Origin of the sequence: Kitasatospora sp. NPDC087861, assembly GCF_044742585.1 — a bacterium.
Lineage (GTDB): Bacteria > Actinomycetota > Actinomycetes > Streptomycetales > Streptomycetaceae > Kitasatospora.
Genome location: NZ_JBIUUS010000023.1, coordinates 51,347 through 66,815, shown reverse-complemented (window position 1 = coordinate 66,815; position 15,469 = coordinate 51,347). Strand labels below are relative to the sequence as shown.

Here is a 15,469-nt window from a genome sequence, read left to right as displayed (position 1 = left end):
CGACGGCACCGAACCGCACCGCCGACGCCCCCGTGAACCCGCTGCCCGTCAGCGTCACCACCGACCCCGCCGCCCCCGACGCCGGACTGACCGAATCGATCACCGGAATGTTGTGATCAACCATGACTTACCCCCATGGGTTGTACAGTCTCCGAGTTGACGAATGTCGTGCGTGCGCAAGGCGCCTGAAGCGTCGGCTGTCTGCCCAGGGATGCGACGGGCGCCGAGGTGGGGAGCCCCGGTCGACGGAGGGAACATCGACCGGGGCTCGTCAGGGGTGGTGAGCCGCTGGGCGGCGGGACAGCCCCGCCCGAAGCGGGGCTTGTGCCGACTCCCGACCGCCGCGTCGAGCGCGGGCCGCCGGTCATCAGAGTCCGGGCGGCAGGACACGGGTGAGTGCGCTCGCCGGGGTCCCACCAGTGGTGAACGTCCTGGGCATCGGCGGTCCCGGGTACGGTGACGACCATCGGTCCGGCGTCCGCGACGTCCGCGAGCGACGCGAGCACATCTCCGGTCGGAGTCGGCTGAGAGGTCGCCGGATTCGTTCCGGGGAACCCTCACGGGCGGGCCCCGAGGTCGGGCCCAAGTGACCGGCACGACGACGCCTGGCCGACCGGCGAGCTCGTTGTCCGACTCGTAGGCAGTCGAGGTACGACGTGGTCTGACGCCATGACATGTGGCCCGGTAGTGCCGTTGACCCACGTGGGCCGGCACGAAGGGGCCTGTTTGTCCCCGTGAAGGAGCTCACCGCCGTTTGCCCGGGTCGCTGTCGTCGGGACGCTCGTCCGTGCGGCCGAAACGCCGTCCTCGGCCGATCCGCCCTCGGCGCCGCCTGTGCTTTCCACGGACGGACTCGGCCGAGCGCATCCTGCCGGAGTCCCGCTCAAAAACCTGGTCGTAGGCGGCTGCGGGTACGCTTTTCGTCGTCGACGGTTCGCGCGCGGACTGAATTTCCGCCAACACCGTGGGTACGTACCACCCCAACAGCCCCCAGCACCACAGCGCTGAAGTCGTCGTTCGACGGTACGAGGGAGAGGAGCCGGCGGACCACCCGGCCGCCGCACGGGCCAGCACGCTTCGGAACCTTTGGATTGCTTGCATGACGCCTCCTGGCGTATGTAAGCCGCCGCATCTGCCGGTACCGCCGAGACGGCGCCGGCAGATGGATCCAGATCCTCCACGGGGGTGCCCATCGCGAGCCGCACGTCACCGCCGCCTGAAGCACAGCGGGCGCCCGGCTGCACGTTCCCCCAGGAGGGTTGGGCGGCCCGCCGGTTGGATACAGAAAAGTAATCCAGAGCCGTGAAATCGGTGACAAGCCTTCCGACCCGCTTTCACCCGCTTGGCGCAGTGTCCTGCCATCTCCCGCAATCCGGAGAAATGGCCAGTGCCATAGCGGCGCGACCGACGCTGATCAGCGAAAACAGACCTGTCTGTGCGGGATTTGCGTGCTTATTCCTCACCCGGCAAGATCGCGACTTCCCTGCCCGCGGCCCAAGAGACGGCGCGGCCACGGATGGACAAATTCCCCACCTTCTGCCGTTCGGAATTGCTCATCCCAGCCGGGACGCGCCGCGCGAAGCCTCCGGCCGGGGCCGGCGGCTGGGCACGATCGACGCTCCCACCGAGTGGACGCCGTCTCCGCTCTCGTGGAAGTGAGGTTTTGGAGTCGCGCCCCACGTGGCGGACGGCGATCCGTGGCCTGGGCGGTTCGCGCGCTGTTTCACGGTCCGGCCGGGTCGATCAGTCTCACAGCCGTGTCAGAGTCCTCGGCAGCCCGGTACCGGCCGAGTCGCCGGCCTACCCGTGCAACCACAGCGATCAGCGGCCTCCAGGCCGTTGACGTGGCTGCAGACCCAGCCTTCGTCGCAGTCTCCGCAGAACGACCCGGGGCGGCTGCCAGGTGCTCCGCAAGCCCGGCTCAGCCGCAGCACCGGCGTACCGGGCGTTGGTGGCTTCGCCCAGGCCGACCCAGGACGGCTGCTCGGTTCCCATCCAAGTCGCGACCGCCGTAGGCCAGTTCACCGGCCGGCTCGGTCACACCAACGGTGGTCGTTGCCGCAGTGAAGTCCCGAAGTGCCGTCGCCCCGCAGTGTGGACCGAAGTCGGCGGCCTTGCGTGCGCTGATCCAGATCGCGGCGATCCGCTGCACCTGGGCGCCCTCGGCGGCGGTTTCGCCGCTTTCCCCGAACCGTCCGGGAGCGGCGCTCGGATCGGCCGTACCGTCGGACGCTCTGCGGGCCGACGCGAGGCGGTCGCCCGGCTCTCCTTCCTCGTCGGTCTGCTTCTTCCCTTCTCTATCGCGGGATGTCCTGCGGGCGGACCGGAAGAGGAGTGGACAGAGTTGGAGAACAGAGTTGGAATGCTTGCAGCACCTCCTGACGGTGCTTCAATCGAGTTCGCGCTGCGTGCCAGCACGGTCAGCGACAGCCGCTCATGAGGTCCCGTCATCGGCGAATGTTCAAGGGCCCGGTCCACGGCCGGAATCTCGACGCGGGCGGCATCGTCCAGCGCGCCGCAGCCGTGAACGCCGTGCACGGCCTCCGGTCGGTCGCGGCGCGTATGACCGGGCTTCGTCATGGCCCGGCGTGCCAGGAACGTCATCCGGCGGTCCGTCGGACAACAGTCGGATGCGTGTCCTCCGTCCCCGGTCTCCTTCACCGGCACGGCGCGGCTCGTCTTGACGCTCTGGGGATCCAGCGCGCGGGCGCCCGGCTCGGGATCACGCCCGTTCTCGTGCCAAGCGCCTCAGAGGGCCGTTGAGCTTGGGCGAACGCCCCCGTCCTGCTGCCCGGCGGCGAAGTATCCGTAGACGGTCTCCCATGGAGCGAAGTCGTGCGGGAGGCAGCGCCGGAGACGCCGGTGCGGTCGGCGTACCGGATCGCTTCCATGATGCGACGAAGGTCACGCCCTGCGATCGTGCCGGTCCTGTCGCGCGATCAGGCGGCCACCCCGTTCTTCCGGGGCCGGCCGAGGAATCGGGCACCGGGTGCGGTGGGACGGGATCTGCCCGGACGGGACCGATGACGGTCCCGCCCGGGCGGACGGCCTCGTTGGCCACGCGGTTCAGGTGGTCAGTGTCTGACTCCTGGCTCAGACCCCCGGGCTCGCGAGGTACTGGAACGGGGTCGCGGCGGTCACGCTGCCGGCCGTGTTGGTGACCGTGATGTTGGCCGGCCCGGGGGCGCCGTCGAGGGTGGGCGGCGCGACGGCGGTGACGGTGGTGTCGCTGATGACGACGAACGGGGCCGACTGGCCACCGAAGGTGACCGACTGGGTGCTGCTCAGGGAGGTGCCGGTGATGGTGACCGCGGTGCCACCGGAGGCCGGGCCCGAGGCGGGAGTGAAAGCGGTCACGGTGGGCACGTCCACGTAGGTGTAGGAGAAGCCGTTGTTGGTTCCGCCCGCGGTGGTCACGCTCACCCCGACGGATCCGACCGCCGCGCCCGCGGGCACGGCGACGGTGATGACGCTGTCGCTGACGACGGTCGGCGTGGCGGTATTGGCTCCGAAGTGCACCGCGGTGGCGGTCGACAGCCCCGTACCGGTGATGGTGATGACGTTGCCGCCCGCCAGCGGCCCGGAGGTGTCGCTGAGCGCGGCCTTGAACGGCGCGCCGACGTAGTAGAAGTTCAGCGGGTTGCTGGTGCCGCCCGGGGTGGTCACGGTCACCTGGACCACCCCGCTGCCGGAGGGGGAGATGACGGTGACCGAGGTGGCCGTGTTGGCGGTGATGGTGGCCAGCTTGGAGCCGAAGTGCACGGCCGTGGCCCCACCGAGGTTGGTGCCGGTGATGACGACGCTCTGTCCGCCGCCGGACGATCCCTGGTTGGGGGAGATGGGCACGACTGCCTCCTTGAACGGGGTGAGGTGAACCGCGCACCGTGCGTGCCCAGGAAGAGTCACAGGTCACGCACGGTGCGGGTCGGGCCAGGCCCCGGCGAGGGCGAAACGGACGGCCGAGGCGGTGAACCGGGCGCCGGCGGGCCGGTCCACGGGTGTGGCCGGGCCGCTTTCCGGGCGTGAGGGCGAGACGACCCTGGATGGCTGTCGCCGGTCGCGGTGGCGGGCGGATCGTTCACGCCCCTGCCAGGAGAGCCCACGGCGCCACCGGTAGTGACCGGCCATACGGCAGGCCGACGCCCCACTCCCCCGGAGAGGATGGGCGACCCACCGGATTGGACACTCCCAGTAACCCATTGAGGTGACAAGCAGGCAAGGTGCTTGACGCCAGATCACCCAATTGGCGGCACGTGCTGGCTGTGAGCGTGGCCCGTCTCCGGCCTTCGGTCTCACTTCTCGCCGGTAGCGCCAGGGCGCCCTCCCGGTCGGTTGCGCCGGTTCGCACGACGCCGATGGTGACGGAACGTCGGAGCCCGCGTCAGCGTCGTGGACCAACCCAGGGCCGTCCCGCGGACGGCCCTGGCGCGGGGAGCGGGGCTTCCTCGCCGAGTGGCGGTCGGCCCTTCGGTGCGGGTGCGGGCCGCCGGCGCCGGTCCCGTCGGAAGGAATCGGCTCCGCCCCGCGGCGGCCTGGGACCCGGTCGCCGTCGACGAGGCCCACCGCACCGCCGGCTCCGAGGTCAAGGCCTGGGCCGCCGCCCGCGACGACGACCAGGTCCCGGCCGCCCGCCGCCTGTACTTCACCGCCACCCCGCGCATGGCCTCGGAGCTGCTGCCCGACACCGAGCGCCCGGAGCGGCCGTGGGCGCAGGCGGTGGCCGGCACCGACCGGCTGCGCGAGCGCCGGGCCGCGTTCGCCGAGGCCGCCGGCCGCGCCCGATTGCGGACCTCGCCCGGATACGGCTGCACGAGAGTGTGGTCGAGCCGTACGCGGGCGATGCGCAGCCGGCACCCGGGACCGCAGGGCGCGCTCCTCCTGGCCACACCGACGGGGCCGTCCGAGGGTTGACCCCCTGGCGGCCGCGTGCGCTTCTGGTGCGCGGCGCGGAACCCTGCGAAGTGTCAACCGTTGCTGACGCCGGGCCTGGTGAACACCGGGCATGGGAGCAGACGGGGGGCGCGCGGGTGAGCGTGCACACCGGCATATGCCAGTGACCATTTCGCTGAGCGGCGGCACGGCAGGGCAACCGTCCGGGGATCCGTGCCCATGCGAACCCTGGCACGCTGAGCACAGTTGTGCGACGGGCGGCCAGACGCATGTCTGGCCTGAAATTCCGGGGAGAACCGCGAGCACTCACGTATCCGCAGAGGTCTATGCCAGTCGTCCCCCCATGGCACGCTTGCGAAAATCATTAAGCACTCAACAGTCGGGATCCGGCCGCTGTTTGGCCGAGATCCGTATGCGACTTGACATGGCATGCGTGGGGCCTTTGTCAATTGATTGCATGGTTATTCGCTCACTCAAATTGCACAGCAATCGACGATGTCTTGCAAAAACCTTTCTTCTCTCACTCCCGGGCTTCGTGTATATTTCCTGGCTTCCCATGGGTCCCATGAGGAAGCCGTACGCCATATCGAAGCCTGCTAGGAGTGGAATGCTGACCGGAGAGGAATACATCAACATCTGCGCCCTCCGATCCCGGGGGTTGTCCATCGCCGCAATCGCCCGTCTCCTCGGCCGCGACCGCAAGACCGTGAGCTCCTATCTGAGCGGGAAGCGCACGGTCGGAGTCCGCAGCTCCGGCCGGGACGAGTTCGAGCGGTTCATCCCCTACTGCCGCCGGCGGTTGCAGGACGATGCCCACTTCCAGGCGTCGACGCTGTTCGCCGAACTCGTCGATCTGGGCTACAGCGGCGGCTACTCGACCTTCACCCGCGCTCTGCGGACCCATCAGCTGCGTCCCCGGTGCCCGCTGTGCCAGCGTCCCCCCCGCACCCGCCCCGGCCGGCCGGACAACGCGGAGGAAGTGCACTTCCGCTGGTTCGTCCTCTCCGACCCCCCTGCGGACTGGGGCAGTACTCATGCTTGCATCCTGGTGGGACGCCTGACCCACTCCCAGCGCTGGAGCGCAGCACTCGCAGAGCAGATCGATCTCGGCCACCTGGTCGACTCCGTCGACCGGATCCTGCGCCAGTTCGGCGGAACCGGCTGGCGCTGGCGCTTCGACCGGACGCAGCCGATCCACTGCCCGGAAGGTGGCAAACTGGCCACGGCGCTGGGCAAGGTCGCGAAGCACTACGGTGTTGTCGCGGATCTCTGTCCGGCGGGGCAACACGCCGACGACGAGGCGATCAGGCAAGCACTCGTTCTGTGGTGGCAGACCATTGGCGCGGACACCGGCCTGCTGGAGGCGCAGGAGAGCCTCAGCAGACTGGCCAGGCTCATGGACGTTCGCCGGGCCGCGGCAAGCGGCGGCCACGACGGGTACACCGTGCCCGCTGCGACGGTCCTGCTCGACCTTCCCCACGACCCGTACCCTGCCAAGATCAGCGTGGCTTGCGCGGTCTCGGCCAACAGCATGGTGTCCTACCGGGGCAACCTCTACGCGGTTCCACGGCATCTGCACGGTCACACCGTGGAAGTGCGCCGAAGGCTCGGTGATCCCCTTCTGGCGATCACGACCCCTCGTGGAAGGGTGATCGTTCAGCATTCACTGGCGCCCGACGGTGCCAGCCTGTCGGTCATCGGCCGCCGGCACGGGATCAGCCTCGAACGCCCGCTCCCGGTATCGAGGCCGGCCTGCCACAGCAAGATGTACAGTCCGCCGTCCGCCGAAGCGCTCGCGGCGGCCCAAGAGCTCCGACAGGACGCCGGTCAGGAGGACGGATTAGAGCCCGGTCGACAGGCTGACGGTTCGCCGGGGCGCCCCGGCCGATCCTGGTCGTGGACGGGCGTTCTCGATCGGATCCGGAAGGAACCGACCGAGGGCAACGAGCTCGTCCGTTCAGAGACCGTGATCCACCTCGCCATGCGTCGATGACATGACCCGACGCCCTACCGGCGAAGCCACACCAACCTGGCGAGGCGCCTGAACCCTGCCACGCGGATCGTCACCTGCCTGGATCTACAAGATCCATTGTCAGGTGTGTCCGCATCGTGGGGGTCATCTCAGCGGATGCCGCCCCCCGCCTGAGTGCCACCACGGCCTCGAACGGCGCCCCATCCCGGTGAGCGCATCGCGATGGGCGCGGCACTGTTTTTCACCGTACGCCGTCCAGGGGGTCCGTCCTTGTCGCCGGGGCCGCCGTTGGCGGTGCGCTGGCGTCCGTGATCCGGTTACGTTGATAGAGCACCTGGTCAGAGGGGGTAACAAGCCGTAACCCACTGGGGACGCTGTATGACTGGTCTGACCGTCATCCTGCTGCTCGTGGTCCTGGCCACGGCCGTGGCGACCGGTGCCCGGCGGTGGCGCCTGCCCGCTCCCTCGCTCCTCGTCATCGCCGGTCTGGTCGTCGGGCTCATACCCTGGGTTCCCGAGGTCCGCCTGCCGCCTCACGTGATCAGCGTGCTGGTGCTGCCGCCACTGCTCTACGCCTCGGCCGGGGAAATCTCCGTTCGCGACCTGCGCAGCGTGTGGCGGCCGGTGACCGGCCTGGTCTTCGGTCTGGTCCTGGCCTCGGCCGTCGCCGTCGGGTACGTCGCCCGAGCGATCACCCCGCTCACCATCGCGACCGCGTTCATCCTTGGCGCTGTCCTGGCCAGCACCGACCCCGTGGCCGTTACCGCACTCGGCCGGCGCCTGTCCCTGCCACCGCGGGTGCAGGCCATGGTGCAGGCGGAAAGCCTGTTCAACGACGCCACGTCGCTGGTTCTGTACAAGGTCGCCGTGGCGACCGCGGTTTCCGGCAGCGCCATCACGGTGTCCGGGACGGTCGAGCAGTTCCTGATCCTCGCGGGCGGAGGAGCCCTCATCGGCGCGGCGGTCGCCGCGGTGGTGACCCTCATCCGCAGACGGACCGAGGACCCCGTGCTGGAGACCGTCATCGCATTGGTCACTCCGTACGCCTCGTACGTCATCGCGGAGGACTCGCACGCCTCCGGCGTGACCGCCGTCATCGTGTCCGGGGTGGTCCTCGGCAGCACCGGCCACAAGCTCGGCAACGCCCCCGTCCGTCTCCAGGTCCACGCCGTCTACGACACCGTGACCTTCCTGCTGGAGAGCGTCGTCTTCGCCCTCATCGGTCTCGAGCTCCCTTCCGCGGTCCGTCACCTCGCGCACGACGAGCACGGCTGGCCGCTGTGGGTGCCGGTGATCGCCTTCACCGTGCTGGCGATCCGCCTGCTGTGGATCTTCCCGCTGTCCGCCCTGATCCACTACCGGCACAGGGAGGGCGACAGTCGCCTCTCCTGGCGTGTTCCGGCCGTCCTGTCCTGGGCGGGCACCCGAGGCGTCATGCCGCTGGCCGCCGCGCTCTCCATCCCCCTGGTCACCGACACGGGGGCGCCGCTGCCGCACCGGGCGCTCGTTCTCACGCTCACCACCGGGACCGTCGCGCTCACCGTTGTGTTCCAGGGCTTCACCCTCGCTTCCGTCGTCCGCCGCTCGGGCATCGCTCTGGAACCGGAGCACACCGCCCGGGAGGAGGCCCGGACCCGCCGACGCATCGCCCACACCGCTCTCGAAGAGCTCAAACAGCTCGGCGATCTGGATGAGCTCGCCGAACTGGGCGCCGCCGCCGAGGCCGCCGTGAAACAGGCTCGCCGCGATCTGGAAGCGCGCATCCACCAAGCGGAAGACGCCCACTACAGCGACCCGGACGCCCGTCCCGCCGACGCCTACCGCGAGATACGCCGGACACTCATCGGCATCGAGGCGGCCGAGCTCCAACGCCTCTACGAAGCGAACATGATCAGCAACGCCACCCGGCGCCGGATCCAGCGCGAACTCGACCTCGAGGAAACCAGCCTCCGTGCCCGCGACTGACGAGTCCGCGCTGCGAGCGATACCCGCATCCAGATCGGGCGGAGCGACAACATGCAGCTCTACCGCTGCCCGCCCTCCTTCGAGCACCCGCACACGGAGGTCGTGCAACAGGTGGCTGCCCCCTGCGACAGCCCTCCTCGACCTGTGGTGGGAGACACGCCTTCTCGCCGAGCGCGAGGCGAGGCCGCCCGTCGCGAGGACCAGGAACGCCTCCGGGGCGCCCGCGCCGAGCGCCCGCCCGGGCCTGGACCTGCAAGGGTTTGTAGGTCGCTGGAGGCCGCTCCGCGTCTGCTGACGGGGCCGTTCCAGGGGAACGCGAACGAGACGCTGCAGGGCTGGCAGGTGTGGCCGCGGTACGCGGGGAAGCGGCTGTCGCGGCTGGGTGGACAGCACGTGCGGGATCGTTTCCGGGTAGAGCGCGCTCGGCCGTTCGGGTGAGAAGCAGGTCTTCTGATGGCTACCTTCTGTAACCCTATGAGTTACTCGTAGCGATTACACCCGGTGGGCCGCCCATCCCTTGCCGGGGGAATGCGTTGGACCTCAGGAGACAAACATGTGCTCCCGGTCCGGCAGCCGTCGGGCGCCCCCGGTAAGGAGCCAACGTCATGTCGGCTGTCGTGAACGCGACGGCCTTTGGACGTCGACGGTCCCCGTTTGACCGGAGGGGACGTCATGACCTCAGCGACTGACCGCCTGACAGCAGGGCCGGCGGCGACGGACGCGACCGTGCCGGTCGGGGCGGGCCCACCGGGATCGCGGTCACCCCGAACGGCAGCCGCGCCCACGTGGTGAACAACGCGGCTGTCAGCGTGAACGTGATCGACACCGCCCTGAGCAAGGTGGCATTCACCCCAAACTCTCTCTCCTCCTACGTGAGCGACAACGGCGCGAACACGGTGAGCGTCGTCACGACCCCCGCCGGCCGTCAGCCCGAATCAAGGACCCACCGGAGGCGGTGCCGGGGGCTCTGCCATCGCTGACGCACGGACGTTCACCCCCTGCGCCCCCGACAGCCGCAGGCCGGGTGCCCGAACAGGTGCGACCAGACCACACCAGAGGGCTCAAGCCACCACGAGCCTGGTCCCAGCACACCCTCGACCCGTTCCCGGACACGCCGCACGCAGCCCCGTGAACGATCCACTCGACACCAGGGAGAAGCGATGAACCACAGCAAGCTGGCGATCCGAACGCTGGGCGCTCTCGGGGCGGCCGCCCTCATGGTCACCGGTGTGGCCGCCACCCCGGCAGCCGCGCAGACGTTCGTCCCGTGCACCACCGACGCGCTGGCGAGCGCCATCACCAACGCGAACACCTCCGGCGGCACGCTCGCCCTGGCCCCGGGCTGCATCTACACCCTGACCACCCCGCTGCCGTCCATCCAGAACACGATCACCATCAAGGGTGACGGCGCCACCATCACCCGTGGCCCGGCCGCGTCGGCCTTCCGCATCCTCACGGTCGACTCGACGGGAAACCTGGACCTTCGCGAGGCCATCATCACCAACGGTGACGCGACGGGAGGCTTCGGGGGCGGCATCCGCAACGACGGAGTCCTCACTGTCAGGCGCAGCCTCATCCGTGACAACCACGCCGACTTCTCCGGCGGGATCGGCGGCAACACCGGGTCCACCACGCACGTCGACCGCAGCCTCATCAGTGGCAACAGCGCGCTCCACAACGGAGGCGGTCTGGGCAACGACGGCGACATGACCATCGACAAGAGCACTGTCGTCAACAACAACGCGCTCGAGCTGGGCGGCGGAGTGGCCAACGACGGTACGCTGAACGTCTCGCGAAGCTCCGTCTACGACAACTCGGCATCCGGGCCCACGGGTGCGGGCGGCGGAATCGCCAACTTCGGCGGTGCCGGCGCCACCACCACGCTCACCCTGAGCAAGGTCGTCAGCAACTTCGCGACCAACGCCCCTGGAGGCGTCTACAACGACAGCGGCAGCGTCACGCTCAACTTCACCGCCGTGCTCGCCAACAACCCGACCAACTGCTTCGGCAGCCCCACCACGGTCCCCGGCTGCGTGGCCTGACCCACCGAGCCCGCTGTCCGCAGCCTCCACACCTCGCCGGCGGCCAAGACCTTGGCCGCCGGCGTCGATCACCGCCCGGTCCCTGACACCGCCGACAACCAGATGCTGCTGTCCGCCGACCCCGATGACGCGATCACCCTGCTGCGTCTGCTTCTCGCACGGAACCTGGCTGCCCGGTAGCACCGCAGCCGCACTACTACGCGGCCTCGCCGCCCCATCGACGCCCTGCCCGACGAGGCAGGCGATCAGGGGGCACTGCGCCTGACCGCTGCCGCCGCGAAGCGGCCGTGGTTCTTCCGGCCGGGACGAAGGCTGCCGCGCTGCGCTCTTCCACGCCGATGCGGCGCCACTCGACGTTCTCATACGATCAAATCGCGGGCGCACGACGGCGGTTCCGTCGCCCGGCGCGATGCGCCTGATCCTCCCTTTTCCCCGGACATTCCTCGATTCCCCTGTCGTCCCGGTTGTCCCTTCTCGGGAGGAAAGCACCGGGGTGGTCCTTCGTGTTTCCGGCACCGCACGGGGGGAGCTGCCCTGAGGACATGCCCTGTCATCCTGGAGTTCGATGATGCCCGTTGACCATGGTCGATCCCGCAGGTCGCGGGTCAGGATCGCCGCAGCGCTGACGATCTCGGCGGCAGCCGTTCTCGCAGTCTCTTCGTGCAGTTCCTGCGGCGGAACCGCGGAACCGGCGGTGACGATCTCGCCTTCCACGTCCGAGGGAACATCGGCATCGGCGACGGCCTCGCCCGCCGTGACGGTGCCTCCAGTGCACGCCGGGTTCGACTACCAGATCGGCGGGCCGTACCAGCCGCCGGCCGGTGTGTCCGTCGTCAGCCGCGACCACGGGGTGTCCCCGGCACCGGGGATCTACAACATCTGCTACGTCAACGGCTTCCAGGCCCAGCCGGACGCAGAGCAGGAATGGGACCAGGACCTGTTGCTCCGGGACCAGGCTGGCAACGTCGTCCACGACACCACCTGGAACGAGGCGCTGCTGGACATCAGCGCGGACACCAAGCGTCAGCGGATCGCTCTGAAGGTGGACGGCTGGATCGACGAGTGCGCCACCAAGGGCTTCAACGCCGTCGAGCCGGACAACTACGACAGCTACACACGGTCGGCCGGACTGCTGGGCGCGGCCGACGCCGAGGCGTACCAGTCTCTACTCGTCGCGCACGCCCACGGACAAGGCCTTGCCATCGCCCAGAAGAACGCGGCGGAGCTGGCCCCGGACCGGCAGCAACTGGGCCTCGACTTCGCGGTGGTGGAACAGTGCGGCACGTACGGCGAGTGCGACCGTTACACCCACGCGTTCGGCGACAGCGTATTCGACATCGAGTACGACGAGCAGGGCCTCCAGGCGGCGTGCACGACTTGGGGGACCCGCATCAGCATCGTGCGGCGCGACCTCAACGTCGTTCCACCGAGCAACCCCGGCTACCTGCGCCAGACCTGCTGAACCAACCCCGTCACCCGCTCGTGTGCCTGCAGGGTCTGTCCAGTCGCTGGACAGACCCCGGCCTTCGTCTGATCATGTGCTCCGACCAAGAATGCGCGTGACCAAGATGAAGGCCGTGAGGGTGAGTCTGCTGCCAGATGCCGTCCGGAGGGAACCGTCCGCGGAAGCGTCACGTTTCCGGGGCGAGTTCTACGAGCGTCTGACCGCCCGGCGTGACGAGTTGTTCGAGCTGGTGGACGCCGTGCTGTGTGCGGACGGTGCGGTGAAGTCCCCGGTGGATCTGACGCTGTTGCCCGAGCACCGACGTGGGCACGGAGCGATGTACGGCGGCTTACACCACGGCCGGATCGACGTCGGTCGGCTGCGGACCGGGCGCCACCCGCCTGGCCCGGGTCCTGCGCGACCTCCCCGTCGAGCTGGTCGGCCGCATCCGCTCCGACTGTGTCATGCGCCTGCCGAAGCCGCCGCGGATGCACGGCGCCAACGGCCGGGCGCCCAAACACGGCCCGGAATTCCGCTTCACCGAACCGGAGACCCGGCCCGAACCCGCGATCACCACAGCCACCGACACCGCCCCACTACGGTAAAGGCCGAAGCCCAGGCATGGGACCGGGTCCACCCACGGCTCCTCCTGGCTCGACCACGACGGTGAACTACCCTTGGCCGAAGGGACGTTGACGCGGTCAAAGATCGAGTATCTGTCGAAGAACCGGGATGCCCCTCCGGTGCGGTTGTGGTCCTCGAAAACCGGCTCTGCCCCCGCCGATGTGGACCGTTGCTGGCAGGCATCTCTTCACCGCTTCGATCTGGATCACCTCTTCCGCTTCGCGAAGCAGATCCTCGAATGGACCACCCCGAAACTCCGCACTCCCGAAGCGGCGGACCGCTGGACCTGGATCCTGATCGTCGCGCGCCGCGGTCTCGGCGAGGTCCGAGGGCACGTCCTCTTGGCGGTGTCAGGAGCCGGGCAACAGGGAGGCCAGGTAGTCCTGGGTCTCGGGGTCGGTGGAGTAGAGGCGGGTGCCGTGGGTGGCCCGGGTGGCGAGGACGCGGTAGGTGTTCAGCGCGTACCTCAGGTATCGCCGTGGCGACAGCTCCCGCAGTTGTCTCGCGTCGTGGCTGACCTCGGGGTGGGCCTGCCAGCGGCCGTCACGGCGGACCAGGTCGGCGCCGAGGATGACGGCACCGAAGGCGTATTCGAGACCCTGGGCGGTGTAGATGCAACCGACCTGGTCGTGGCCTCCCTCGTCGGTCGCCCAGAAGGGGCGGGGCGGGACGTCGGGGAATCCGGGGACGGGCCGCTCGGCGCGCAGGTTCCAGGGGCGGGCCCAGGAGTGCTCGTCCTCGTCCGGGCCGTGCCACCGGATGGCGACCTCGGGCTCCAGCGGGGGGACGGCCTCGGCGTTCCAGGGCCAGCAGAACCCGGCGGTGATCCGGGCGCTACGGCCCTGCGCCGCATGGTCGTCGACCCAGGCGGCGAGGGCCTGCGGGTCCGGTCCCAGGGCGAGGTCGTAGCCGCCGCTGTTCCACGGTTGCGGGGTCCGGTCTGCGGAGAAGAGGAGGTCGACCCACTGGTGGTAGGCCTGGGAACCGTTGCAGCGGAACTGGGTCTCCAGGTCGACGCGCCGCATCACGGCCCCGGACTCGCGGGCGTGGCTCTCGAGCTCGTCCAGGGTGATGCCTTCGGTGGGACGCACGATCTGACGCTCGTCGAGGAACAGGACCAGGACGCCGACCCGCTCGAGGAGGTTGCGCAGGGAGGCGGGGAAGCCGGAGGTTCGCTGCTCGGGGTAGGTCTCGGCGCGGTGGGCCTCGTCGAGGAGGACGACACTGCTCTTGTCCAGCCCGCTGGGCGGCTGCTGCTTGAACGTCGCGACGAGGCCGCGGGACTCGTCCTGCAGCAGCCGCTGGAGCTGTTTGGTGAGGGCGCCTGACGTGGTGAGCAGACGGGGGTTGCGCCGTTCCATGCGGCACAGCTCACCCATGAGGCGGGCCGCGATGGCGGTCTTGCCGGTGCCGGGGCCGCCGGTGACCACGACCAGGCCGCCGGGACCCTTCCCGCCGGCTTCCTTGACGGCGTCCAGGATCGCGCGGCGGGCACGGTCCTGCTCGCCGACGAGGGGGAACCGGTTGCGGCCCTCGATGTTGTCGGCGAGTCGCTGCAGGGCGCGTTGGGAGGGCCGGTGCTCGCCGGCGAGGAAGCGGTCGATGGCGTCCTTGGGCGCGGGCGTCAGGCCTCGGCAGTGGAGACGGTCCGCCAGTTCGTCGGCGGGGACGCCGTCGGCGATGTCGTCACGGCCCAGCAGCGGGAACTCGGCGCTGGGCGAGTCCGGGGGCAACACGGCACGCAGATGCCCGAGCAGTTCGGCCCCGGCGTTGTGCAGGAGCGCCACGCCCCGTGCCTGGATTCCGGTTCCGCCGACGGCCCAGTCCCTGAGGTAGTGGGCGTAGCCGCCGACCTGCCGGGCGGGGTGCGGCAGGGTCCGTTGTCCGACTTCCAGCATTCCGGGTTCGCCCGGTGCGGGCACGGCCCACGTCCACTGCTTCAGCTCGACCACCACCACCGTCAGCTCGGCGTCCGTGTCCTGGCCGACGACGGCCATGTCGACGCGCTCGCCTGTCCCCGGCAGCGACAGCTCCAGCAGGACGTCGAGGTCTCCCAGGCCTGCGCGCACCAGGGCGTCGAGCAGCACCGGCCAGCTCCGCCGCCAGCTGCCGATCTCTTCCTCACCCGGGTCCATCCCCCGTCGGCTGCGGAAGCGTGCGACGCACTCGTCGACGAACTCCGGCCGGACGCTCTGCCGTGCCGCCTCGCTGATGGTCCCCCGGTGTACGTACATGACCGATGAATACCACCGGCGTCCGACAGTGGGGTCTCCGGGGCTTCCCGATCGGCACGGGCACCCCTGGCCGGCCACTACTCCGAAAGTAACGGAATGTCCGTACCAGAGTCGCTTGGGTCGCTTCGGTAGCTGGCAGGAGCGCTCACGCGCTTCTCGGGGGCCTTTCACCGGTGTCTCTCCCGCTGACAGCGACTGAGCCTCTGCTGAGCGACCCAAGCGACTGGAGTGACCCGACTCCGGAACCACGGGCACGTACGTTCACCTGGGGAACAGACCACCGGGTGCGGGCGCTGGG

8 protein-coding genes and 1 pseudogene are annotated in these 15,469 nt (G+C 69.5%); 6 read left to right on the top strand and 3 right to left on the bottom strand.

All coding sequences use genetic code 11. From position 1 onward, the window contains the following. On the bottom strand, positions 1–124 hold a 124-nt coding region (locus ACIOJE_RS28925; RefSeq protein ID WP_400780139.1), incomplete at its 3' end, for an IPT/TIG domain-containing protein. Between the two features lie 2,969 nt (positions 125–3,093). Then, the gene (locus tag ACIOJE_RS28920; protein WP_280686150.1) at positions 3,094–3,846 is read right to left on the bottom strand and encodes an IPT/TIG domain-containing protein; all 753 of its coding nucleotides are present in this window, start codon (positions 3,844–3,846) and stop codon (positions 3,094–3,096) included. Between the two features lie 606 nt (positions 3,847–4,452). On the opposite strand from ACIOJE_RS28920, the gene ACIOJE_RS28915 reads away from it, so the two are divergent. From ACIOJE_RS28915 to ACIOJE_RS28890, 6 genes and pseudogenes are all read left to right on the top strand, one after another. After that, on the top strand, positions 4,453–4,911 hold the full coding sequence (locus ACIOJE_RS28915) for a hypothetical protein (RefSeq protein ID WP_400780067.1): 459 nt from the start codon (positions 4,453–4,455) through the stop codon (positions 4,909–4,911). 586 nt (positions 4,912–5,497) lie between these two features. Continuing rightward, positions 5,498–6,883 (top strand): Mu transposase domain-containing protein, encoded by a 1,386-nt coding sequence (locus ACIOJE_RS28910; protein WP_400780065.1) that lies wholly within the window; start codon positions 5,498–5,500, stop codon positions 6,881–6,883. A gap of 357 nt (positions 6,884–7,240) precedes the next feature. Next, on the top strand, positions 7,241–8,827 hold the full coding sequence (locus tag ACIOJE_RS28905) for a Na+/H+ antiporter (RefSeq protein WP_400780063.1): 1,587 nt from the start codon (positions 7,241–7,243) through the stop codon (positions 8,825–8,827). Between the two features lie 1,160 nt (positions 8,828–9,987). Beyond that, entirely contained in the window at positions 9,988–10,869 is an 882-nt protein-coding gene (locus ACIOJE_RS28900) for a hypothetical protein (RefSeq protein WP_400780061.1), read from the top strand. 568 nt (positions 10,870–11,437) lie between these two features. Then, positions 11,438–12,331, top strand: coding sequence for an endo alpha-1,4 polygalactosaminidase (locus ACIOJE_RS28895; RefSeq protein ID WP_400780137.1), 894 nt, complete (start codon positions 11,438–11,440; stop codon positions 12,329–12,331). Positions 12,332–12,437: 106 nt separating this feature from the next. Further along, positions 12,438–13,254 (top strand): annotated as a pseudogene (locus ACIOJE_RS28890) (transposase); the annotation flags it as partial. Positions 13,255–13,287: 33 nt separating this feature from the next. Here the strand turns inward: ACIOJE_RS28890 and ACIOJE_RS28885 are convergent. Continuing rightward, positions 13,288–15,171, bottom strand: coding sequence for a DNA/RNA helicase domain-containing protein (locus tag ACIOJE_RS28885; protein ID WP_400780059.1), 1,884 nt, complete (start codon positions 15,169–15,171; stop codon positions 13,288–13,290). Positions 15,172–15,469: the final 298 nt, after the last annotated feature.